Consider the following 22959-nt stretch of genomic DNA (forward strand, 5'->3'; position numbering starts at 1 on the left):
TCCTTTTCACGGAATGAGGACGAGGCGGGCCGGTACGCGGCTCGCGAGCACGTCGTCGATCGCGGTGTTGATCTCGTCGAGCTTCCGGGTCTCGTAGAGCACCCTGGTCCGCCCGGCGGCGTGCAGCCGGAACACCTCGGCGAGATCCTTGCGGGTGCCGACGATCGACCCGATCACCCGGATCCCCTTCAGCACCGTCTCGAAGATCGGCAGCGACATCGCGTTGTCCTTCGGCAGCGACACCAGCACCAGCCGGCCGCCGCGCCGCAGCGACGCGTGCGCCTGTTCGAGGACCTTCGGGCTCGCCGCGAGGACCACCGCGACGTCCGCGCCACCCAGCGCCTGGATCGCGGCAACGGGATCAGTTTCGGCCGCGTTCACCGTGTGCGCCGCGCCCAGATCCCGGGCCAGAGCCAGCTTCTCCTCGGTCACGTCGACCGCGATCGTCTCCCCGCCGAAGATCTGCGCGTACTGCTGCGCCAGGTGTCCCAGGCCGCCGATCCCGAAGATCGCCACCCGGTCGCCGGGCGCCACGCCACCAACCTTGACCGCTTTGTACGTGGTGACCCCGGCGCACGTGAGTGGCGCCGCCTCGGCCGGGTCGATGCCGTCCGGCACCGTGATCACGTAGCGCGCGTCGGCCACCAGGAACTCCGCGTGCCCGCCGTCGATCGCATAGCCCGTGTTCAGCTGCGACTCGCAGAGCGTCTCCCAGCCGTCGACGCAGTACTCGCAGGTGCCGCAGGCGTATCCCAGCCACGGCACCGCGACCCGGTCGCCGACGCTCAGCTGCGTCACGCCGGCACCCAGCTCCTCGATGATCCCGACACCCTCGTGACCGGGAATGAACGGCGGATTGGGCTTCACCGGCCAGTCGCCCTGAGCGGCGTGGATATCGGTGTGGCAGAGTCCGCTCGCTTCGACCCGTACCCGGATCTGTCCTTCACCCGGAGTGGGCAGAGGCACCTCCCGGACCACCAGGGGCTGATCGAAGCTGGTCACCACCGCTGCGCGCATGTCGTCACTTCCCTCGTTCGTGTCACCTTCAGCCTTCTCCCCGGCCGCCCGTCCGGTCAGGGCCGTAAGTCCCGACTGAACCGGGCGTACTGAACCGGGCGCACAGCCCGCGGGTACAGCACGGCGAAGGGGGTGGCGACGGTGAGGGACATCGATGCGGCCGACGAGTGGCTGGAAGGCTGGACCGCGCGCATCGACGCGCAGGCCGCCCGCGCGGCCCGGCTGGCGCAGCGGGTGGCCGGCCTGAGCGCGCGGGCGCGAGGCCACTACGCGTCGGTCACCGTGGGCGCGAACGGCCAGGTCGTGGGCCTGGACCTCGATGATCGGATGTACGAGCTGAGCCCGCACGAATTGAGCGAGGAGATCCTCGCCGTGATGCGGTCCGCGCAGCAGTCGCTCGTGGACCTGGTCGCCGAGGAGGTCCGCGACACCGTCGGAGCCGACTCGGAGACCGGGCGGGCCGTGCTGGACGGCTTCACCCGGCGCTTCCCGTCACCGGCGGTGGGGGACTCCGATGGCTGAGTTCGTGGATCTGCCGGTCCCCGCCGTGCTCGGGCACGCGTCGGCGGTCGAGGGGGTCACCGACGCGGTCCGCACGGCACGTTCCGCGGTTTCGCAGGTCGCAATGGACCCCGGCGCGTACGGCATGTTGTGCTCGTTCCTGCCCGGCATCCTGTCCGGGGTGTTCGAGGTCGCCGTGGTCGCGATGAACGGCAGCGCCGAGGCGTTGCAGGAGACCGCGTTGAACCTGCGCGACGCGGTCCGCACGTTCGAGGCCACCGACAACCACGCGGCCGGCGAGATCAGGTCACCGTGACCAGCCCGCTCGTCGCGCCGGTGGCCGACTCGACCACCGGCATCACCGGGCTCGGGCTGGTCGAGGACGCCCACCAGATCGTCACCGGCATCCAGAACGGCAGCTGGATCGACGCCTCCCTCGGCGGCGTGGGAGCGTCGCTGGAGGCGTTGTCGCTGGTCCTCGACCCGATCGGCGGCATCGTGAGCTGGGGCGTCGGCTGGCTGATGGAACACGTCTCGGTTCTGAAGGAAGCCCTGGACAACCTCGCGGGCAACGCCGACGAGGTGGCCGCCCACGCGGCGACGTGGCAGAACGTGGCGGCGTACACGCAGGCGGCGCGGGCGGACTACGCGGCCCGGCTCTCCGCCGACGTCTCCGCCTGGGCCGGCGAGTCCGGCGACGCCTACCGCGCCCACGCCGGCGAGCATCTGGCTGCGCTGGACGGCATAGGCGTCGCCGCCGGCGGCATCGCCTCGGCCGTTGAGGGTACGGGATTGCTGGTCGCCCTGGTCCGCGAGATCGTCCGAGATTTGATCGCCGACTTCGTGGCGACGCTGGCGGTCCGGCTGCCGCAGTGGCTCGCGGCGGAGGGCCTGACCCTGGGCATCGCGACGCCCTTCGTGGCCAGCCAGGTATCGAGCCTGGTGGCGAAGTGGGCCAACCGGATCCAGCACTTCATCCGGGGTCTGCTCGCAAGCCTCCGCAACCTGCTTCCGAAGACCGAATCCCTGTCCAGGATCCTGGAAAAGCTACGAGAATTGCTGGCCCGGATGGCCCGCAAGCTTCCCTTCACCGGTCGAGTCGACCCCAGCACCGGCGGCACCGGTGCCGCCGGCAAGTCGGGTGCTGGTGGTGCAACCGGTGGTAGGTCGGGTTCGACGACACCATCCGGGCCGCCGAACCCGAACTTGCGCCCTCGAGGCAAGCGAACCGAGGCTCACCCGGAGCGACTCAACGACAGGGGCGTGCGACGGGAGAACGAATCGGCTGATGTGCTCGCCCGACACGGCTACGACATCGAACAGAACCCGGAGAAGAAAGCCAACGGCAAGGAACCGGACTACAAGATCGCGGGCGAGTACTTCGACTGCTACTCGCCGGCGTCCGACAACGCGGAGAAGATCCGGAACAAGCTGAGCAAGAAGGTCAGGGAAGAGCAGGCGGATCGGCTCGTCCTGTTCATGGACGACACGCCGCGCACGATGGAGGAGATAGCTGCAGTGTTGCAGCGTAAGCCAATAGCGAATCTGAAGGAGATACTCGTCGTGCAGGATGGCGAAGTGATTCCCTTCTACCCCTTTGGTGAGTGATGAAGATGGCCCTTGAATACGACCTGAGCACCGATGCGGATCTGGACGATGACGAGTTGCGAGAGTTCTTCGCCGCCGCGATCGAGGGGGAGATAGGTGCCGGTGGGACAGTCTTCCGGGACGGCATGTATGCCACGGTTTACCGGGTCGCTGATGGCGAGGAAGACGAGACCTCTCGCCTGTTCGGATTCAACGAGCGGGTCAGTGGGACGTTCCGCTTCCAAAACCTGGCCAGTGAACGCGATCGTGAGCACAACGTGGCCTTGATGATTTCCTCAGCACTGGCGTTCTCGGCGAGGTACGCCAGCCGTGGCGTGCTGCTTCACAACGGCGATGTCGCAATCCTGCAATGGTCGCCGGGCGAAGTGGTGTTCCACAGTGGGTGGCACGACTGGTTGGACGGTGTCGAGGTTGCGGCTCTTGTCGCAGGGCACCCGGTCCGGCCGTTGCCGCAGCCGCTGCTATGACCACCGCTGCGATCTACGACCTTTATCTTCTGGACACCCTGGACGTCGGCCGGTTGCATGCTGCGTTGTGCGAACTCGCCGGAGTCTCCGGCGATGACGTCGACATTGATTCCGACTGGCACGAGGGCAGAAATTCGGGTGCAGCCGTACTATGCACATATGAGCCGTTCGATGGTGATTTGACCTACCATCTCGATTTCTACATGAGGACGGTGGACTTTTCCGAGGCTGAATTCGCTCAACGGCTTGCCGCGCGGCTGTGCACGCCGATCGTCTATGCCGCTGAGAGCTACCCACCGAGCGCCTTCTGGCTGGTGGAACCCCACGGTCCGCGGATGAGGGTCCGCCTGGACGGGAAAGAGCAAGGAGAGGTCTGGCTGCATGTGATCGAAGCAGTGGAGAGGCCGGTCGGTCTGCTTCCGCATGCTCGTGTCGAAGCCCAGCCCGAAGTGATCCGTGAACATCGCATGGAGACCCCGATCGCCAACCGGCTGCGGTCGCCGTCAGAGTCAACAAGAGCAGTGCGTGAGGTTCTGGGCGCGCTGGCGGCATGGGAAGCAATGGTGGTGCGGATGACGTCCGGTTGGCCACCGGACGGGTGGTATCCGTTGGAGTATTGGCAGGAGGATCTCGGAACGCGCGATCGATTGGCCGCCGACCTCGAACAGCTTCCACTCGACCTGGCCGAGACCGTCATGGCCGCGGTGGCGATGGTCGACGAGACGTTCCGGAAGGCGACCCGGGAGATCCCCGGCGTCCCGGCGGACAAGGCGTGGTGGTGGCACCGCGCCCCCGAACCCCTTCCCTGGCTCAAGCGCTGACCCGCAACCCTCCCACAAGCACCCCCACGAGCCGCCGCGCGTCATACCGCGAATCACCGGCCCCGGCGCACAGATTCCCGACCCCCCGCATCACCTCATAAGCCGACACATCCTCCCGCACCTCACCGGCCTCCCGCGCTGCCTCCATCAACCGCTCGCACACCGGCAGCAGACGCTCCAAGAAGTACCCATGCAGCGTCTGGAACGTCGCGTCGTCGGACTGCAACGCCTCCGCCAGCCCGTGTTTGGTGACCAGAAAATCGACGAACATGTCGATCCACGCCGCCAGCGCCTGGTGAGCCGTCCCGCCGCCGGCCAGCAGCGCCGGTCCGGCTTCGGCGCAGGCCTCGATCTGGTGCCGGTAGACGGCGACGACCAGGTCGGCCCGGGTCGGGAAGTGCCGGTAGATGGTGCCGACGCCGACACCGGCCTGCGCGGCGATCTCGCGGACCGGCACGTTCACGCCCGATGCCACGAACGCGGCGGCGGCCGCCTCCAGCAGCGTCTCCTCGTTGCGGCGCGCGTCGGCGCGTTTCCGTGGCACCACCGTGCTGTCGCCTCCGTCACGTCTCTTGGTAAACGGAACGTTGTTCCGTATGGTTCCCTAGCGGAACAACGTTCCGTTTGAACAGCATGCCAGATCTTCAGGAGGAACCGCCATGCAGTACCGCACCTTGGGCCGGACCGGTGTGCAGGTCAGCACGCTCGTGCTCGGCGCGATGAACTTCGGAAAGATCGGCAACACTACCCAGGCCGAGGCCACCGCCATCGTCGACGCGGCGCTCGACGCCGGGATCAACATGATCGACACGGCCGACATGTACGGCACCGGCGATTCCGAGGAGATGGTCGGCAAGGCCATCGCCGGCCGCCGCGACGACATCGTGCTCGCCACGAAGGCCGCCATGCCGATGAGCGACGAGCGCAACCATCAGGGCAGCTCACGCCGCTGGCTGATGACCGCCCTCGACAACAGCCTGCGGCGCCTCGGCGTCGACCACGTCGATCTCTACCAGGTCCACCGCTGGGACCCCCGGACCAGCGACGAGGAGACCCTGTCCGCCCTCACCGACCTCCAGCGAGCCGGCAAGATCCGCTCCTTCGGTTCGTCGACCTTCCCCGCGTACCGCATCGTCCAGGCGCAATGGGCGTCCGCCACAAACCATCTTTCCCGGTACGCCACCGAGCAGCCCAGTTACTCGATCCTGCAGCGTGGCATCGAGGCACACGTGCTCCCGGCGACCCAGGAGTACGGCATGGGCGTGCTCGCCTGGAGCCCGCTCGCCTCCGGCTGGCTCTCCGGGGCCGTCCGCGCCGGCCGTGAGATCACCACCCACCGCTCCGCGGTCCTGCCCGGCCGTTTCGACCTCACCACCGCCGCCAATCAGGCCCGCCTCGAGGCCGTCGAGCAACTCGCCGAGCTGGCCGACGACGCCGGCCTCACGCTGATCCAGCTGGCGCTCGGCTTCGTGACCGCCCATCCCGCGGTGACCAGCGCCATCATCGGCCCCCGCACGCTCGACCACCTGCACTCCCAGCTGGCCGCCGCCGACACGGTCCTGCCCGCCCACGTCCTGGACGCCATCGACCGCATCGTCGCTCCGGGCCGCGACCTGGCCCCCGACGAAAAGTTCGACACACCCCCGTCCCTGCTCGACCCCACCCTCCGCCGCCGCTGATCCGGCGCTTGCCCGCCGGCCCATCGGCCGGTCGGCCGGTGGGCCGGCGGATCAACCGGGAACGTGGGTGAGCACGGCGCCCTTGCCCAGGTGGTCGGCGAGCTCGGCGTCGACCGCGATCGTCGTCGTCCCCGGCCGGGTGTGTATCTCGATCGTCCGGATCACCGCTTCGGCCGGTGGCTGGTCGCGGTAGGTGACGGCGAGCCGATCGCCGATCCGCAGAACGCCGCCCTCCAACCGGCCGGTGACGAAGACCCAGGGGCGGGTGGAGAGCCGGTGGAGCTCGTCGACGACGAGTCTGGCTACCTGCGATTGCTCATCCATGTGGCGACGAATCCCTCCTCGGCGGCGTATGCCTCGTCCTCGAGCGGACCGGTGATGCTCTCGACGCGCCCGTCCGCGTACTGGCGGACGTGAACGCTTTCGTGCCCCAGCGTACGTACCAGGGTGTCCTCGTCCTGGAATGCGGCCGGTCCGAGTTGAACACCAGCCGAGTCGGTTCGCGCGACGGCCTTCCAGTAGTCGAGGTAGGCGATGTCGTCGGGCGATTCCAGGATCTCCACCGGAGCGCCACGGAAGTCGACCCCGGCCAGCTTCGTGTAGTGGTCGACGATCTCGCTGGTCCGCGGCAATCCGACGCCCTGATCGACGACCTCGCGGTTGGACAGCGCTCCCGAACGGGAGAAGAGTGGAGTGCGGTCCGCCGGGTGCTTCCGGCTGAGCCGCTGGGCCAGCTTCTCCAGGTCGGTCAGCGTCCTGGTGAGCTCGGCGAGTCTCCCGCTCAGCCGCCGCAGGCTGGTCAGCAGGCCTCGGATGAAGTGCTGGATCCGGTGGGCCCAGCCGGAGACCAGGCTCGCCACCTGGCTGGCGACGACCGGCGTCGCTATGCCGAGCGTCAAACCTTCGGCGGCCAGCCACTGCGGCAATCGCACCGCGAGCGTGGCCACGAAGTCGGCAATCAGGTCGCGGACGATCTCGCGGACCATCGCCACCAGCGTGCCCGCGCCGGAGACCGCCGCCGCGATGCCACCGGCCGCGATGCCGATGCCCTCCATCGTGGTGAGGTGCCCGTCGGCGTGGACCCGGTAGGCGTCGCCGGAGTCCCCGTACCACGCCACGGTGTCCGCCCGGACCCGGCCGAGATATGACGTCCGGGCGGACGACATCGACGTCGCCGCCTGTTGCCACGTCGCTGCCTGCGCGGATACGGCCGCGGCGTCGCCGGCCAGTTCGTCCAGGGCCTCGCGCAGCGGCTCGACGTGCTCCAGCAACCAGCCGACACCCCAGCTGACCAGGCCGCCGAGGGGATCGAGGACGAAGGACAACGCCTCGAGTGACACCCCGGCGCCGCCCAGTGAGGCGTCCACCCAGCTGCCGTTCCGGATGCCGGACGCGACCTGGTGCGCGTCCTCGACCAGCCCAAGAGTCACGTGCGGGTGTACCAGTGCGGACCGGCCCCGGTTCAGGGCCGGTGATTTCGCCGATCCGGGACGGCGCCTAATCGGCGAACGTCGATGTCAAAGGGCGCGGCGAAGGAGGGACGGGGATGAAGAGCCTCCGCGCCGAAGCCACCCGGTTCTTTCACGATCGGAGGAACGGCATGAGAAAGGCGCTCATCGCAGCGATCACGATCACGCTCGCTGCCACCCTCACCCTCACCCTCACCGCCACCCCGGCGCAGGCGGCGCCCGGTGGCTCCGGGCCCTATCCGGCCGACTACGAGACCACGATCCGTCTCTACAACCACACCATCTATCGCCCGGCCACCCTCCCGGCGGAGAGGCTGCCGATCGTGGTCTGGGGCAACGGCGCCTGCCGGGCCGACGGCACCTGGTTCCAGAACATCCTCAAGGAGTTCGCCTCGCACGGCTTCCTGGTGATCGCGAACGGCCGGCCGGGCGGCACCGGCAGCACCGACGCCGACATGCTCATCGACGCGATCGACTGGGCCGTCGCGGAGAACAGCCGGGTGGGCAGCAGGTACCGCGGGAAGATCGACACCGGCAAGGTCGCGGTGATGGGTCAGTCCTGCGGCGGCATCGAAGCCGTCGAGGCGAGCGCCGACGCGCGGGTCGACACCACGGTGGTCTGGAACAGCGGGCTGCTCAGCGACCTGGAGAACTACCGTCTCGCCCGGCTGCACGCGCCGGTCGCCTACATCACCGGTGGGCCGGACGACATCGCGTACCCGAACGCGGTCGACGACTACAGCCGCCTGCCCGCCGGCCTGCCGGCGCTGCTCGCGCACCTGCCGGTCGGTCACTACGGCACCTTCGCCGAGGTGAACGGCGGTGAGTACGGCAGGGTCGGCGTGGCCTGGCTGAAATGGCAGCTCAACGGCGACCAGGCGGCCCGCTCGCTGATCCTGGGGCTGGGCAGCGGAACACAGTGGACGGTCACGCGCAAGAACTTGGGTTGATCCACCGACGTGCGGGCAAACTGGTAGACGTGAACTGGCTGGAATTCGCGCTGCTGCACGCCGACGAGCCACGCACCGTCCACGTCGACGGCACCGAGGTGGGCCCGTGCCTGGTCAGAAACGAAGTGATCTTCTGTCCGCCGGACACGGTCGCCCCGCCGGGAACGCCTGTCACCCTGCCCGGCGGCCGTGCCGCACGGGTCCGGAACGCGATCTTCATGGACTCGTGCGGCACCGGCCTGCCGGAGCATCTGCAACTGGACATCCAGCGGCTCGACGCCGGGAACACCGGGCAGCGGAACTACTCCCCGGCCGGGCGGAGCACGGCCGGGCGCAACGAGCGCACCGCGTAACGCACACGGGACCGCACCGTCCGATCGGCGCGCCGGGCCGGCGCGGTCTCGCACGCGGAGTGCCCCTTTGAGGTAGAGCTCATGAACCGCGCGTTAACAACTGGTCGAAGCCGTTGACGCGCGCTCCATCCCACCGTCATGATTGCCCGCCATGACGGGGTATCGCCGGGTATGACGCTTCCACTGAAATTGTTCGCTGTAGGCGCCGCCGTGCAGGTCGCGGCCGCCGCCACCGGCCTGTCCGTACTCCAGTGGGTCACCGCCCCGCTACTGGCCCCGCTCCTGATCTGGCATGTCCTGCACGCCAGGGGACGACCTGACGCCGTCGTCTACGGCCTCGGGTTCGCCACCGCCGGTGACATCGCCCTGCTCGTCCCGCACCGCGGTGGCCTGCTGGCCGGCATGGCCTTCTTCCTCGGCACCCTGGTCTGCCTCACGCTGGCGTTCCTCAACCGGGCGAAACCGCTGCCGTCCCCGTCGGCCACGTTCGCCCTGCTGGCGGTCTCGGTCAATGCGCTCTTCGGCGACCGGTGGGGTGCTCTCCGCGTACCCCTGCTGGTCTACAGCCTCGCGCTGGCCGCGATGGCCGCGGCAGCGGCAGGGGTTTCGCCGCTGGTGGCGGCGGGCGGGGTGCTGTTCGTGGTCGCGGATGTGCTGACCGGGCTGGGGCATGCCGATCTGGGACATGCCGGCCTGCACCTCCCCGCGGTCGCCGCCGCCGCGCACGCGGCCGCGCTCGCCCTGATCGCGACAGGGTGGGCGCGGCCGCAGGACGCGGGCGGCTCAGAACGCTCCGGTGTAGAGCAGCCGGTTCGGCGTGCCCGAGCCTGGGCTGATCACGACGCCGGCGGTCGCGTTGCCGACGACCGCGCTGTGTACCTGAGCAGGTGAGTCGCCCGGGTGGGTCGCGAGGTGGAGCGCGGCCGCCCCGGCGACGTGCGGCGACGCCATCGACGTGCCGCTGATCGTGTTCGTCGCGGTGTCGCCCGTGTGCCACGTGGACGGGATGCTGATGCCCGGCGCGAAGACGTCCACGCAGCTCCCGCGGTTGGCCCAGGACGGTTTCGCGTCGCTGGAGTTGGTGGCCGACACGGTGATCGCGGTCGCGACGCGGGCCGGCGACTGGGTGCAGGCGTCCAGCGCGAACAGGCCGAACAGCCCGTTGCCGGCCGCGATCGCGTAGCTGACGCCGGAGGTGATCGAGGCGCGGACCGCGTTGTCCAGTGCGGTGTCGGCGCCGCCACCGAGGCTCATGTTCGCCACCGCCGGCTTCCGCGCGTTCGCGGTGACCCACTCGATCCCCGCCACGACCTGCGCCGTCGTGCCGCTGCCCTGGCAGTCGAGCACCCGCACGCCGACCAGCTGCACGCCCTTCGCCACGCCGTACGAACCGCCGCCGACCGTGCCGGCCACGTGCGTGCCGTGCCCGTTGCAGTCGTCCGCCGTGCCGCCGTCGACAGCGTCGAATCCGCTGCTCGCGCGCCCGCCGAAGTCCTGGTGCGTGGTCCGGATCCCGGTGTCGATGATGTAGGCGTGCACGTTCGACGCGGTCGTGCCGTAGGTGTAGGCCGCGTTCACCGGCCGGTTGCGCTGGTCGATCCGGTCCAGGCCCCACGACGGCGGGTTGGCCTGCGTGTCCGAGATCCGATGGATCACGTTGGGCTGCACGAACGCTACGTCCGGGTCGGCGGCCATCTGCCGCGCTTCGCGCGCCGTCATGCTTGCGGCAAAACCGTTCAACACCCTGTGGTACGTGTGGAGCACCGTCGCGTCGTGCTCCGCGGCGACAGTGCTCGCCACCGTGCCGGACTTCAGCACCACGATGTAGCTTCCGGGCACCGCCTCGGCGCCGGGCACCGCGGTGACGGCAGCTTCCGCGGGCGCTGCCTGGGCGCCGGACGCCAGTCCGAAGGTCATGAGGGCAGTGGTCATGAGGGCAGTGGTCATGAGGGCACTGCTCGTGGAGACAGCGAGGATCCTTCTCATCTGTTCCTCCCAGCGTTGGGTGGTCAGACGCTAACACTGTGAATTGAGGCCTGTGAATGACGGGAGTTCGCTTCCGCTGATCCGGCGAAAACGCTGGCTGTACGGGCGAGCGTCGCGGAGTGCCGTCCCGCCCGGGCGTCCGTACGCTTGCCGTCCATGTCGGTACCGTTTGACCTGTGGGGCCAGCGCGGCTGGGCGAACATCGAGGTCGTCGGCGAGTCGCACTACACCCCGGCGCTGAAGTCCCTGTTTCGTCGGTCCTCGCCGGTCGGCGGCTCGGCTGACGCCGAGATCGTCACGGCCGTGCGGCTGGTGCCGGATCCGCGCAACCGGCACGACCCCAACGCGGTCGGTGTCTGGGCCGGCTCGGGTCAGATCGGCCACCTGTCCCGCGCCGACGCCGCACGTTACGTCCCGGTTCTGTCCGAGCTCGTCGCCAACGGGTGGGAGCCGCAGGTCACCGCGCACGTCTGGGGCGGCGACTGGGGGTACTCGGCGCGCCTCGAACTGGCCGAGCCGCACATGCTCGTACCCGGGAACGCCCCACCCACCGGGCCGCATCTGATGCTGCCGCTCGGCGGCGCCATCCAGGTCACCGGCGAGGAACACCACCTCGACGCGCTGATCCCGTGGCTCTGCCCGGAAGGCGAGTGCTGGGTGCACGCCACCCTGCACGAGGTCACCGAACAACTGGCCCGCAGCGTCCGGACCGTGGTCGAGGTGCGCATCGACGGGGTACGGGTCGGTCAGCTGACGCCGAAGATGAGCGGTGAGGTGCTGCCCGCCGTGCGGATGCTCGCCGAGGGTGGGCTGGGCGCCGGGGTGCGGGCCGTGGTCAAGGGGAACCGGCTCAAGGCCGAAGTGGTGCTGCAGGTGGTCCGGGCGCACGAGCTGCCGGAGAGCTGGATCGCGGACGCGCACGTGTACGCCGTGAAGATGGGCGCGGAGCCGTCGACGGTCACCATCCCGCCGCCACCGGCGGTTCCGGTGCCGCCCGCGTCGCCGGTCCCGGTGCCGGCGGGTGCGGCGACGTTCTCCCTTTCGCTCGGGTCGGTTGCCGGCGGCTCACCGCAGACATCCACCGTGCCGCCCGTGATCCCGGGCCCGCCACCCGTGGTTCCCGGCCTGGCGCCAGTCATCCCGGGACCGGGACCGGCACCGGCACCGGCACCGGCACCGGCACCGGCACCGGCACCGGCACCGGCACCGGCACCGGCACCGGCTGCGGCTGCGGTGATTCCGGATTCGCCGTCCGCTGGTCCCGGCACGGCGCCCGCGGCGGGCTGGGACCCGGGCACGATCCCGCCCGAACCGACCGGCATCCGGTTCGTCGTGCCGCCGAACTGGCCGGAGCCGCCCTACGGGTGGAAACCACCACCCGGCTGGCGCCCCGACCCGTCCTGGCCGCCGCCGCCCTACGGCTGGCAGTGGTGGATGCCCTCCTGGGATTGACCCTCCCGGGGAGCGACCACCGTGCCCAGCAGGTGCAACGGCGCTGCTCGCACGCCGGCCGCGTCGAGCGCGTCCCCGTAGGCCGCCGCCTGCTCCGCCGTCACCGGCCCGAGGACGGCAGGGAGCCCGGCCGTCCGCGCGGTCCTCGGATCGCCGGTCGCGGCCCCGGCACCGCCTGCCGCGGCCGGGGTGCCGCCTGCCGTCGCTCCGGGATTCCCGGCCGTTGGTGGGGTGTCGCCTGCCGTCGCGTGCAGGAGGGACTCCAGCTGGCAGGAGGCGATCGTGCCGGGCAGGCTGAACTGGGCCGCCGGCAGTCCGGGCGTGACCTCGCGGGTCGACGGGCCGCAGTCGAGCAGGCCGCCGCCGACGATCAGGACGTCGCCCCGCTCGCGCATCCGGGTGAGGGCTTTCGTGGTGTCGAAACAGTGCGGGAACGAGTCGTCGACGACGATCGTTCCCGGTCGCAGCCGGTCGACGTCGAGGGTGCCGGGGCCGCCGCTCGTCGCCGCGATGATGACGTCGGCGCGGTAGACGGCGTCCGGCGCCGCCGGTGCGGCCGCGACGATCTCGGTGCGGACGCCGGGCCGGGAGCCGGCCAGGGAATCGGCCAGGGAATCGGCCAGGGCCGCCAGCCGGTCGGCGGCCGCGGGCAGGTCGCAGAGGATCAGACCGGCCGGCGACTCCGGGCCGCGGGCCAGCAGCAGCCGCAGCGACGAGGTGCCGATCGAGCCGACGCCGACCACCGCCACCACGCTGCCGGACAGGTCGCGGCCCCGCGCGGCGAGCGCCGCCAGGGTGGTGCGGACCACCGACGCCGCCGTGACCGCATGACCGGTAGTGATTACAGCGGTCGAACGGACCAGCTCGGCCACCGCCGTGCCGTATCCGGTCTGCGCCGGAATCATGCCGGCCAGCGAGACGGTGCGGGCGCCGTGGCCGGCGGCCACGTCCACCGCCGCGGCGGCCGCCTCCGCGAGACCCGGGTCGCCGAGTTCGTCGGCGAATCTCGGCAGGCACACGAATCCGGAACGCCCGAGCGGGGTGTCGGCCGTCTCCAGCAGGCGTGCTCTGCCGTCGGGGAAGAGGGCTGCCCGGATGCTCTCGCGATCCAGGGTCGGCAGCAGGGCCCGTACCGATGCGGGGATCAGTTGCGCGAGCTGCGCGGGGGCCGGAAGGTAGCCGATCAGCGCGGCGTCGAGCCGCCGCAAGGCGGTGCGCAGCGCCGCCGCCAGCCGCTCCACGGTCTCCGCGGGCAGATGACCGCGCAGCGTCACCCGGAGGCCGCCGGCAACGGGACGGGCCGCCAGCAGGACGTCGGTTCCGGGCGGCACGGTCAGCTCCGAGTCCGAATCCGACCACTCCCATCGCAGTGTGTCGCCGGTCAGCGGGCCGAGCGCGTCGAAGTCCAGATACGTGAGGAAGTAGCGCCAGCCGCGTGGGGCGGCGAACACCCGGGTGCGGGCCTCCGCGAGATCGGTGCCGGGCCGTGCCGCCACCGCCGTCGCGCACGGCCCGAAGACCCGGCCGAGGTCCGGAAGCGCGTGATCACGACCGGTCACCGCCACGCCGATCACCGGCTCCGGCGAACCGGTGACGCTGGTCAGAGCCGCACGGTACGCAGAGAGCACCGTCGCGAACGGAACCCGCCCCGGCACCGTGAACCCGGCCGCCGACACCGTCCCGGCCCCGAACGAGCCACCGTCGACGACGACCTCGGGGGTCAGCCCGTCGAGTAGCGCCGCGTAGTCCCGGAACGTCGACCGCAACGGCGGCAGCTCCGCACCGTCATAGACCGCGAACAACTCCCGGGCCAGCAGCGCGACGCTGTAGCCGTCCCCGATCAGATGGTGCGCATGCATGATCAGCACATGCTCGTCCGGCCCCGTGCGCAGCAGCCGCAACCGCAGCAGAGGCCACTGCGCCGGATCGAACCGATGGGCCTTCTCGGTCGCGAGCTCCTCGTCGAGTGACGCCGGATCGGCCTCGAACCCGACGGTCAGCCGTCCCGGCGCGGTCAGCTCCCGCTGCGTCGGCGGCCGGGAATCGGGCTGGACGACGGTACGCAGCATCGGATGCCGCTCGACCAGGACATCGACGGCGCGCTGGAATCGCTCCCGATCGAGCGGCCCGTGCAGGCGCGGCGCGGCCAGCCACGTCGACGGGGCGCCGACCGCGTCGGCGAGCAGGAAACCACGCTGGCTCGCGGTCAGCGCGAAGGCGCCGCCGTCGTCCGGCGCCGGCTCGGGCGGGGCCGCCCGCGCGCCGTCGACGGCCGCGGCCAGTGCTGCGAGGGTACGGTGCCGGTAGATCACCGTGGGCCGCGGCAGGACCGGCGGTTCCGTGGCGCCGGACGGTTCCGCGAGTGCCGTCGCGGGAACGTCCTCGCGCAGGGCGGTCTCCAGGGTGGCGAACATGTCGAGAACGCCGATCGAATCCCCGCCGAGCTGGAAATAGTCGTCGTCACGACCCACCCGGGCGAGGCCCAGCTGCTCGCACCAGATCCGGGCGAGAAGCTGCTCGGTGCGGCTCGCCGGCAGCTGAACCTTTCCGGTCGCGGTGAGCGGCAGCGCGGTGACGATCTCGAAGCGGGACGGCACCAGGTACGGGGGCAGCGACTGCGCGAGGAACGCCCGCAGCTCGGCCGGCTCGACGGGTTCGCGGGGCTGGACCCAGGCGGTGAGGCGGCCGGCCTCGACCCGCACGGCGGCGCTCTCCACCGACGGGTGCCGGCGCAGCGCCGCTGTCACCTCGCCGGGCTCGATCCGGTACCCGTGGAGTTTCACCTGGTCGTCGACGCGGCCCCGGAACCAGAGGAGGCCGTCGGCGTCGATCACGGCGCGGTCGCCGCTGCGGTACCAGCGCCGGCCGTCTCGTTCGATGAACCGTGCCGCGGTTTGCTCCGGGTCGTCCAGATAGCCGGGAGACAGCCCGGCCCCGCCGATGTAGAGCTCACCGACCTCACCGGCAGCGCACGGCCGGCCGTCCGCGTTCTCGCTGAGCACCGCGACGACCGTACCCCTGACTGGTCTTCCAATCGGCAGGCGCAGGACGTCGTCCGCCGGGCGCTCGGTGATGACGTGACAGGTGGCGTTGATCGTGGTCTCGGTCGGGCCATAGAGGTTGGTGATTCGCTGACCTGGTCCGAAGCGGTCAAACCACCGCCTGACGTGTACGGGGGAGAGCTCCTCGCCGCCGACGTGCACGAGTCGCAGGGGAGGGTTCCGGTGGCTCTTCTCGGCGGCGCCGAGCAGCCGCTCCCACAGCGTCGGGACCGAACTCCACACGGTGACCCGGTCGTCGGCCAGCCGCTCGAACAGCTCAGCCGGATCACGCACGGTGTCGTTGTCCCAGGCCACGATGGTCGCGCCGACGAGCAGGGGCGCCAGCAGCTGGCGCACCGAGGCGTCGAAGCAGGGGGATGCCGTCTGCGCCAGCCGGTCGCCGGAGTGGTATCCGAACTCGTCGATGGCCCAGTCGAGGTAGTTGACCATCGAGCGGTGGGTGATCGGCACGGCCTTGGGGCGCCCGGTGGAGCCGGACGTGAAGATGACATAGGCGATGTCGTCCGGCCGGGTCTCCACCGGGGGCGGGGCGGTGGCTGGTCGAGCATGGGCATGCGCTGCCGGTGGTGCGGCACTCACGTCGACGACGGTGAAGGTGCCCAGCTCGTGGGCTACGCCGCGGGTTTCGGCGTCGCAGACGACGATGTCCGCGCCGGTCCGGATCAGCTGGTCGGCGAGGCGCGCGGGCGGGTGGGCCGCGTCGAGGGGAATCCAGGCGGCGTTCGCCTTGAGGATGCCGACGAGGCCGATCACGGTAGCGCTGCCGCGTCCGGTGAGCAGCCCGACCCGTCGCCGGCCGCTGCCGCTGTCGGGCCCAGCGCTGCCGGGGCTGTCGCTGACGTCGCCTGTGGGGGAGAGGTGTGCGTGCAGCGTGGCGGCCAGCCGGTCGGAGGCCAGGTCGAGATCTCGGTAGGTGAGCGGCTTCCCGCTGGTCAGCACGGCGGTGGCCGCCGGAGTGCGCCGGCACTGCGCCCTGATCCGCTCCACGATCGGCTGCGGACTCGACGGCTCACCGTGGGCCAGAGCGGTCACCTCGGCCAGATGTTCCGCCGCGAAGCGGGCCACCGTCGCCGGCTCGAACAGGCCGGCGGGGTGGTTCCAGGAGAAGTGCAGCGCGCCGTGCGCCTCGAAACAGACCAGGCCGAGCCGGGTCCCGGCCGTCGCGGTACCCGCGACGGTCTCGGTCACCTGTTCAACAGCGGTCACCCCCGCCGAGGGAAACCGGGCGAAGCTGAAGCTCGCCGTCTCCACGTCCACGAGCAACCGCGAGAGATCCAGGCTGGACACCGACCCGTGCTGCTCACTGACCAGCCACGCGTCCCGCAGCCGCCCGGCCAGCGCTGCCGCGGATTCGTCCGGTTCGACGGTGGCGAGCACCGGCAGGGTGTCCGCGAACGGGCCCACCATCCGATCAATCCCGGCCAGCCGCGCCTCTCGACCGGCGCGAGCGACAAGCACCGGAACCGAGGACTGGCCGGACCACCGGGAAAGACACCGCGCATAGGCGGCCAGCAGCAGGTGGAACAGCGAGACACCGGCCGCCCGAGCCTGTTCGTCGAGCGCCACCGTCAGCGCCGGATCAGCCGAGACCTGATGCACGGCATAGGGCGGCCGGGGTTCCGGGGACCCGGCGAACGGCAGCGCCAGCGACGGATATCCGCCCAGCGCCGACCGCCAATGCTCGAGGTCGGCCGGCTTCGGCGCGGCCCGCAACGCCTCGTGCTCGGCGAACGTCGTGGCCGGTGGCGCGGGCGGCGGCGGACCCCCGTATATCGACCAGAGTTCGTCACCGAGGATCGCCAGGCTGTACCCGTCAGCGGCCGCGTGATGCGCCACCACGAGCAGATGCGCCGCAGCGACCGGGCCTGCTTCCGCGTCGCCGGCCGTGTTCCGCTCCGGGTGATCGAGGGCCAGCACCGCGCGGATCGGGGCTTCCCGGGTGAGGTCGAACGTCGAGTTCCGCAGCTCCGCGTCGAACTCCGCCAGTGGCCGGTCCAGCTCCACGACCCTGAACCAGGACGCCCTGCCGCCACGCTCGAAGCGCTGCCCAGCGGCGTCGATCCGCACACGCAGCATCGGATGGCGCTCCTCCAGCGCCACGAACGCTTCGCGGAGCCGGTCCAGGTCGAGCGGTCCGGTCACGGTCTGCCTCACGTACGCGTAAGCCGGCACCTCGGGATAGAGCCGGCCGGCCGTGTGAAAGGCCTGCTGCACCGGGCTGAGCGGGAACCCGTCCGGTCCCGCGAGATGGCCGGCGAGCTCACCGGCTGTTCGATGCTCGAAGAAGAGCGTCGTCGACAGGCTGCGCCCGAGCCGTGTCTCCAGCTCCTTGACCAGGTCGACGGCGGTGAGCGAGTCCAGCCCGAGGGACAGGAACGGCTCGTCCGGTCCGATGCTCGACGGTTCCCGATCGAGCGCCTTGCCGAGCAGCTCCCGGAGGACAGCAACAAGCTCGTCCCGCCGGAGGCTGGCCTCTCGCACCGCAGGTCCTGGCCGATCCGCGACCGCGCCAACGCCGGGACCGGCGGCGGTGGCAGGGGCGGCGCTGGGTGCGCCGGCCAGCACCTGGGCGGCGTTCAGGGCTGCGGCCGACCAGAGGATCTCCGGGACCTGTGTGACAGGGAGCTCTCCGCCGATGCCGTTCGCCAGGCCGCCGCCGGAGAGCGCCGGGAGGTTGACCGCCACGAACCTGTGGCCGGCCGCCCGTTGCGCCGCCGCGAAAGCGTCCAGGAAGGCGTTGCCGGCGACGTACTCGCCGATCGCGCCGGCCAGCCCCGGCACCACCGACGACACCGAGGACAGCGCCACGAACAGCGGCCCGGGAGCCGCCTCCGCGTCCGCGCCCGGGTCCGCGTCCACGAGCGGGTCCGCGCCCGCCTGCGTTGCCGGCCGCTCGCTGAGCACTGCTGCGCGTGGCGGCTGCCGGCGGACGATGGCGTCGAACAGCAGTGTGGTGCCGGTCACCTTGGCCGCCAGCCCGGCCGCCAGGTCGGCGGGGCTCTTGGACCGCAGGCTGCCCGGCCGCACCACGCCGGCCGCCTGCACCACCACGTCGAAGGTCCGGCCGTCCACCAGCGCCGCGACGTCGGACTCCACGGCGATGTCCGCGACCCGGTACTCGGCCGTGGCGCCCAGGGCGCGCAGCTCGGCGAGCAGGGCGACGGGTTCTGCCGAGCGGCCTGCCAGCAGCAGGGACGGCCGGCCGCGCCGGGCCAGGTCGCGGGCGATGACGGAACCGGCGGCACCCGCTCCGCCGACGATCAGATAACTGCCGTCCGGTGGCAGGTCCACCGGCTCGGGCGTCTTCTCGGGCCGGAACGAGCGCGCCAGCCGCTGACCGTTGCGCCAGGCCACGACGGAGGCCGGGCCGGGAGACGGCGGGGCGGCGGCCTCCCGGGCGACGACGTCGTGACGGTCCTGTTCGGGATCGGACGTGGAGAGGTCGATTACCCGTACCCCAAGGTCGGGGTTTTCGTCGGCCCAGGCCATCGCCAGGCCGAGCCGGACCGCCTGGGCCGGGTCGTGGGTTTCCCCGTCTACGCCGGTAACCAGGGCATTTTCGGTGATGACAAGAAGATGACCGGATGTCGGGGCTGTCATGGCGTTGAAAGATCCCCACAAGACGGACACTTCGCCGGTGGGATCGGAAGCGGTCAGTGGGTCCGGGAGCCAGCGCGGCGTGGCGAGCGTGATCGGCGGGGTGATCCAGAATTGCCGGCGCTGGAACGGGTACGTCGGCAACGGCACCCGCCGGCTGCCCGCATCAAGGCCCGCCCGATCCAGCCGTGCGCCACGTCGCCACAGCTCAGCGGCGGTCTCGAGAAGCGCGCGATCGCCAGTTTCGGCGGTCAGCGCCGAACCGCTGGGCAGCTTGGACAGGAGCTCACGGTGTTCCCCGATCACGACGAATGTGTCGAAACCGTCCGCCAGCAGGCGCGTGATCACGGCCTCGGTCAGCTCGCCGTCGTCGTGGCCGGCGACGGCGTCCGGCTGGATGCCGAACGCGCGCAACCGGGCCGCCTCGGCGACGCCGGACGGGGCCGGCTCGGTGAAGAGGAACGCCACGCGGGGCGCGCGGCCTGTGCGAGGCGCGGGCTTCGCTGCCGCGAGTCGCTCGGCGAGGTCACCGTCGCAGACCAGAGCGAGCCGGTACGGCTGATCGTCGCGAGCCGTCGACGCGGTGGCACAGACGTCGTGTTCGTGCAGTTCCGGGTGCTCGCGCAGGTGGGCGGCGAGATCGGCGACCACGGCGGCGAGCGCTGCCGCGGAGTGCGCGGAGAGGGTGAGCAGGCACGGTGTGCGCGACGGCATCGCGCCCGAGGCGCCGGAAGCGGTCGCCGGGGGTGCGGCCAGGACGGCGTGGGCGTTGGTTCCGCCGAAGCCGAAGCTGTTCACCGCGGCCAGCGGGCCGGTCCACGGGCGGCGCTCGGTGAGGACCTCGAAGCCGGCCGCGGCCAGGTCGAAGCGGTGGGACGGTTCGCCCCGGTGCAGTGACGGCGGGAGCTCGCGGTGCTGGAAGGCGAGGATCACCTTGAGCAGCGCGGGCATGGCAGCCGCGTTGAGCAGGTGACCGATATTGGTCTTCACGGAGCCGAGCAGTCGTGGCTCGCCGCCCGGCCGGGGCGGGAACGCGTGGGCCAGCGACCGAACCTCGATCGGGTCGCCGACCGGGGTGCCGGTGCCGTGCGCCTCGATGTAGGTGACGCCGTCCGGGTCCAGGCCCATCCGCCGGTAGGGCTCGGCGACCACCTCGCGTTGCCGGACCGGATTCGGGGCCATCAGGCTCAGCGAACGGCCGTCGTTGTTGACGGCGGTGCCCTTCAGCAGGGCGAGCGCCGGTGCGCCGCCGGTGGTCTCCGGGCGTGCCAGGACGAGCGCCGCGCCGCCCTCGCCCGGTACGAAACCGTCGGCGTCGCCGGCGAACGCCCGGCACCGGCCGGTGGGGGAGAGGGCCTGCGCGCCGGCGAGCAGGCTGTGCCCGGTACTGGTCAGGTTGAGGTTCACGCCGCCGACGATCGCCACGTCGCAGTCGCCGGCGAGCAGGCTGAGCCGGGCCAGGTGCAGCGCGGCGAGCGCCGACGAGCAGGCGGTGTCGATCGCGACGGCGGGACCGTGCAGGTCGAGCAGGTGCGCCACCCGCGCGGGAGTGAGATTGCGAAGACTGCCGGTGAGCGCGTGCGAGCTGGTCGTGGGCAGGGCGTCGCGGACCAGTTCCGGGTACCCGGATTCGCCCACCGCCGCGAAGACGCCGATCCGGTGGCCGTGGCGGCGCGGGCCGGCGTATCCGGCGCGTTCCAGGGCTTCGTGGGCGAGCTCCAGGAAGATCCGGGCGTGCGGGTCGAGGAGGCGGGCTTCCTCGTCGCCGATGCCGAAGTAGCCGGCGTCGAACAGCGACGGGTCGTCGAGGAACGCGCCATGGCCGTCCCAGCGGTCGGACCGGGTGACCGAGTCCCGGCCGTTGATCAGGTTGTCCCAGAACTGCTCGGGCGTGTCAGCGCCGGGGAACCGGCAGGCCATCCCGATGATCGCCAGGTCGTGGGCAGCGCCGGCCGCGCCCGGCCCGGGCTCAACCGCTGAGGGAAGAGGACCGGCAAGGGGTCGCTCAGCCGGGGGGCGGTCGGCCAGGAGGCGGTCGGCCAGGGCGGGAACGGTCGCGCAGTCGCGCAGGAGGACCGGATCGAGGGTACGGCCGAGCGCGTCCTCCAGCTCCGCGAGCACCTCCATGGCCGCGAGCGACGAGCCGCCGATCGCGAGAAACCGGTCCTCCGCGCCGATCGTCTCCGGCTCGATGCGCAGCACCCGCGCCCACGCCGCCCGGACCAGCCCTTCCATGTCCCGCCGAGACCGGAAATATCCGGTATCAGGCGAGATTTCGGGTGTACCTCGGGTGGACGGCTCGGCAGGAAGGGGCACCGCCGGGATGGGCGCGGCGGAGAGCGGCGTGGCCGGGATGCGGTCGCGCAGGGCCTGACGGCGCAGCTTGCCGCTGGTGGTTCGGGCGAAAGCCCCCCGCGGCACCACCTCGACCCGGACATGGTCGTAACCGAGCGCCTCGGCCACCCGCCGCCGCACCCGCTCGGCCACGTCCGGATCGGATCGCACGGCCGGCGCGGCCACGAAGACCACGACCAGCTCGCGCCCGCCGGCCTGGTCGGTGGCGCCGACCACCGCGACCGGCCCGGCACCCAGCCCCGGCGTAGCGGCCGCCACCTCCTCCAGGTCAGCGGCGTGGAAGTTGCGGCCGTGCACGAACAGCACGTCCTTCTCCCGGCCGCTGATCACCAGCCGCCCGTTCCGGACGAAGCCGATGTCGCCGGTCCGCAGCCACCCGTCACCGGTCAGCGCCGCCGCCGTGGCCCGCGGATCGCGGTGGTAACCCCGCGTCACGTTCGGGCCGGACACCTGAACCGCCCCGACCAGGCCGTCCTCGACCACGAGCCCGCCGGCGTCCACGATCCGGACCGCGCAGCCGGGCACCGGGTGGCCGACGTCCATGAACTCGACCGCGGACGCCGACGGTGGCGCCGCGACAGCGACACCGCGGGACAGCGCCGCCCGGCTCAGCGCGACCGGCTCGGCGACCTCGCCCATCGGCGGGAACGCGACAGCCACCGTGGCCTCGGCCAGCCCGTACACCGGTGCGAGCGCCGACCGCCGCAGCCGGGCGCGGTCCATCTTCGCGGCGAACGCCCGCCAGACCGCAGGCGAGATCGGCTCCGCGCCCACCATCAGCAGGCGCACGCTGCTCAGGTCGAGGGTGTCCAGCACCGCGTCCGGCACCCGGCGCACCACCAGGGCGAGCGCGAAGTTGGCCGCCGACAGCACCGTGCCCCGGTGCCGGTCGGCGACCCGCAGCCATGTCTCGGGCCGCTTCGCGAAGGTCAGCGGGCTGATCCGCACCTGCCGGCAGCGGACGTGCACCGGGGTGAGGTGGGTGCCGATCAGGCCCATGTCGTGGAAGTAGGGCATCCAGGTGACGACCACGTCCGACGGCCCGATCCGGCTGGCCTGCGCGGCCTGTTCCAGGTTCGCGACAACGTTGCGGTGGGTCAGCTCGACGCCCTTCGGCGCTCCGGTGCTGCCCGACGAGAACTGCAGGAACGCCACGTCGTCGGGCCGGGCCGGATGCGGCTCCGCGAGCGGCTCGGCCGAGCGCAGCGTCGCCAGCGAGAGCGCGCCGGGCAGGACGGCGTCACCGGCCAGGGCCGGCGACACCGGAGAAGCGGCCGGCGACGACAGATGACGCCGGACGGCGGCCAGGCGGTCCGGTTCCGGCGGCAACGGCACGGGTACGACCCCGGCCAGCACCGCACCCCAGAAGAGCGCCAGGAAGTCCTCGCCGGCGGCCGCCACCACCAGCAGCGGGTCGCCCGGGTTCAAGCCGGCCGCCCGCAGGCCGCCCGCCACGCGCAGCGCGTCGGCGTGCAGCTCCGCGTAACCGACGAAACGCTCGGTGTCTCCGACATGCACGATGCCTTGATCGGGGGCGAGAGCAGCTGCCCTGGCCAGCACATCGGTGAGAGTCATGGCCGGACACGTTACCGAAGATCATCAAGGACTCTCGGGGACCGTTCGGTCACCCGTACCGGAGAAG

At 71.4% G+C, this 22959-nt stretch carries 16 protein-coding genes; 10 read left to right on the forward strand and 6 right to left on the reverse strand.

Annotation, left to right across the window (positions count from 1 at the left end; all coding sequences use genetic code 11):
- Positions 1 to 6 precede the first annotated feature (6 nt).
- Entirely contained in the window at positions 7 to 1017 is a 1011-nt protein-coding gene (gene adhP, locus AB0F72_RS09895; RefSeq protein ID WP_360428136.1) for an alcohol dehydrogenase AdhP, read from the reverse strand.
- A gap of 141 nt (positions 1018 to 1158) precedes the next feature.
- Between adhP and AB0F72_RS09900 the strand changes: the two genes are divergently transcribed.
- The 5 genes from AB0F72_RS09900 to AB0F72_RS09920 are packed head-to-tail and all read left to right on the forward strand — an operon-like array spanning position 1159 to position 4414.
- Positions 1159 to 1539 carry a hypothetical protein gene (locus AB0F72_RS09900; protein WP_360428139.1) on the forward strand — a complete coding sequence of 127 codons (381 nt, stop codon included), beginning with the start codon at positions 1159 to 1161 and terminating at the stop codon, positions 1537 to 1539.
- Positions 1532 to 1834 (forward strand): type VII secretion target, encoded by a 303-nt coding sequence (locus AB0F72_RS09905; RefSeq protein ID WP_360428141.1) that lies wholly within the window; start codon positions 1532 to 1534, stop codon positions 1832 to 1834. The genes AB0F72_RS09900 and AB0F72_RS09905 overlap by 8 nt, the downstream gene beginning before the upstream one ends.
- Positions 1831 to 3126, forward strand: coding sequence for a hypothetical protein (locus AB0F72_RS09910; protein WP_360428144.1), 1296 nt, complete (start codon positions 1831 to 1833; stop codon positions 3124 to 3126). The genes AB0F72_RS09905 and AB0F72_RS09910 overlap by 4 nt, the downstream gene beginning before the upstream one ends.
- Entirely contained in the window at positions 3126 to 3593 is a 468-nt protein-coding gene (locus AB0F72_RS09915) for a SitI3 family protein (RefSeq protein WP_360428147.1), read from the forward strand. Before AB0F72_RS09910 ends, AB0F72_RS09915 begins: the two co-directional genes overlap by 1 nt.
- Positions 3590 to 4414 carry a hypothetical protein gene (locus AB0F72_RS09920; protein WP_360428150.1) on the forward strand — a complete coding sequence of 275 codons (825 nt, stop codon included), beginning with the start codon at positions 3590 to 3592 and terminating at the stop codon, positions 4412 to 4414. Before AB0F72_RS09915 ends, AB0F72_RS09920 begins: the two co-directional genes overlap by 4 nt.
- Here AB0F72_RS09920 and AB0F72_RS09925 read toward each other — a convergent pair.
- A complete protein-coding gene (locus AB0F72_RS09925) occupies positions 4404 to 4961 on the reverse strand; it encodes a TetR/AcrR family transcriptional regulator (RefSeq protein ID WP_360428152.1) in 558 nt (185 codons plus the stop codon). The two genes, AB0F72_RS09920 and AB0F72_RS09925, sit on opposite strands and share 11 nt — an antisense overlap.
- Positions 4962 to 5073: 112 nt before the next feature.
- Here AB0F72_RS09925 and AB0F72_RS09930 point away from each other — a divergent pair, with 112 nt between their 5' ends.
- Positions 5074 to 6093: an aldo/keto reductase gene (locus AB0F72_RS09930; RefSeq protein WP_360428155.1), complete on the forward strand. Its 1020-nt coding sequence runs from the start codon at positions 5074 to 5076 to the stop codon at positions 6091 to 6093.
- Positions 6094 to 6144: 51 nt separating this feature from the next.
- On the opposite strand, the gene AB0F72_RS09935 is transcribed toward AB0F72_RS09930, so the two are convergent.
- Positions 6145 to 6417, reverse strand: a complete 273-nt coding sequence (locus AB0F72_RS09935; RefSeq protein WP_360428158.1) for a hypothetical protein — start codon at positions 6415 to 6417, stop codon at positions 6145 to 6147.
- On the reverse strand, positions 6396 to 7523 hold the full coding sequence (locus AB0F72_RS09940) for a hypothetical protein (protein WP_360428161.1): 1128 nt from the start codon (positions 7521 to 7523) through the stop codon (positions 6396 to 6398). The genes AB0F72_RS09935 and AB0F72_RS09940 overlap by 22 nt, the downstream gene beginning before the upstream one ends.
- A 170-nt stretch (positions 7524 to 7693) precedes the next feature.
- Here AB0F72_RS09940 and AB0F72_RS09945 point away from each other — a divergent pair, with 170 nt between their 5' ends.
- The 3 genes from AB0F72_RS09945 to AB0F72_RS09955 all read left to right on the forward strand — a co-directional run bounded on the left by AB0F72_RS09945 (position 7694) and on the right by AB0F72_RS09955 (position 9756).
- Entirely contained in the window at positions 7694 to 8512 is an 819-nt protein-coding gene (locus AB0F72_RS09945; protein WP_360428164.1) for an alpha/beta hydrolase, read from the forward strand.
- 29 nt (positions 8513 to 8541) lie between these two features.
- Positions 8542 to 8865 carry a hypothetical protein gene (locus AB0F72_RS09950; protein ID WP_360428167.1) on the forward strand — a complete coding sequence of 108 codons (324 nt, stop codon included), beginning with the start codon at positions 8542 to 8544 and terminating at the stop codon, positions 8863 to 8865.
- Positions 8866 to 9036: 171 nt separating this feature from the next.
- Positions 9037 to 9756, forward strand: coding sequence for a lysoplasmalogenase family protein (locus tag AB0F72_RS09955; protein WP_360428170.1), 720 nt, complete (start codon positions 9037 to 9039; stop codon positions 9754 to 9756).
- On the opposite strand, the gene AB0F72_RS09960 is transcribed toward AB0F72_RS09955, so the two are convergent.
- Complete coding sequence (locus tag AB0F72_RS09960) at positions 9649 to 10812, reverse strand: S8 family peptidase (RefSeq protein ID WP_360428173.1); 1164 nt, start codon at positions 10810 to 10812, stop codon at positions 9649 to 9651. The two genes, AB0F72_RS09955 and AB0F72_RS09960, sit on opposite strands and share 108 nt — an antisense overlap.
- A 195-nt stretch (positions 10813 to 11007) precedes the next feature.
- On the opposite strand from AB0F72_RS09960, the gene AB0F72_RS09965 reads away from it, so the two are divergent.
- On the forward strand, positions 11008 to 12303 hold the full coding sequence (locus AB0F72_RS09965; RefSeq protein ID WP_360428176.1) for an HIRAN domain-containing protein: 1296 nt from the start codon (positions 11008 to 11010) through the stop codon (positions 12301 to 12303).
- Here AB0F72_RS09965 and AB0F72_RS09970 read toward each other — a convergent pair.
- Complete coding sequence (locus AB0F72_RS09970; protein ID WP_360428179.1) at positions 12267 to 22892, reverse strand: amino acid adenylation domain-containing protein; 10626 nt, start codon at positions 22890 to 22892, stop codon at positions 12267 to 12269. The genes AB0F72_RS09965 and AB0F72_RS09970 overlap by 37 nt on opposite strands.
- Positions 22893 to 22959: the final 67 nt, after the last annotated feature.

Origin of the sequence: Actinoplanes sp. NPDC023936 (assembly GCF_040639325.1) — a bacterium.
In the GTDB taxonomy this organism is placed as follows: domain Bacteria; phylum Actinomycetota; class Actinomycetes; order Mycobacteriales; family Micromonosporaceae; genus Actinoplanes.

Excerpts from the sequence above, each read along its gene's own strand:
- AB0F72_RS09935 (WP_360428158.1), bottom strand. The coding sequence starts at position 6,417 with ATGGATGAGCAATCGCAGGTAGCCAGACTCGTCGTCGACGAGCTCCAC.
- adhP (WP_360428136.1), bottom strand. The coding sequence starts at position 1,017 with ATGCGCGCAGCGGTGGTGACCAGCTTCGATCAGCCCCTGGTGGTCCGG.
- AB0F72_RS09915 (WP_360428147.1), top strand. The coding sequence starts at position 3,126 with ATGAAGATGGCCCTTGAATACGACCTGAGCACCGATGCGGATCTGGAC.
- AB0F72_RS09905 (WP_360428141.1), top strand. The coding sequence starts at position 1,532 with ATGGCTGAGTTCGTGGATCTGCCGGTCCCCGCCGTGCTCGGGCACGCG.
- AB0F72_RS09955 (WP_360428170.1), top strand. The coding sequence starts at position 9,037 with ATGACGCTTCCACTGAAATTGTTCGCTGTAGGCGCCGCCGTGCAGGTC.
- AB0F72_RS09970 (WP_360428179.1), bottom strand. The coding sequence starts at position 22,892 with ATGACTCTCACCGATGTGCTGGCCAGGGCAGCTGCTCTCGCCCCCGAT.
- AB0F72_RS09945 (WP_360428164.1), top strand. The coding sequence starts at position 7,694 with ATGAGAAAGGCGCTCATCGCAGCGATCACGATCACGCTCGCTGCCACC.
- AB0F72_RS09930 (WP_360428155.1), top strand. The coding sequence starts at position 5,074 with ATGCAGTACCGCACCTTGGGCCGGACCGGTGTGCAGGTCAGCACGCTC.
- AB0F72_RS09960 (WP_360428173.1), bottom strand. The coding sequence starts at position 10,812 with ATGACCACTGCCCTCATGACCACTGCCCTCATGACCTTCGGACTGGCG.
- AB0F72_RS09920 (WP_360428150.1), top strand. The coding sequence starts at position 3,590 with ATGACCACCGCTGCGATCTACGACCTTTATCTTCTGGACACCCTGGAC.
- AB0F72_RS09965 (WP_360428176.1), top strand. The coding sequence starts at position 11,008 with ATGTCGGTACCGTTTGACCTGTGGGGCCAGCGCGGCTGGGCGAACATC.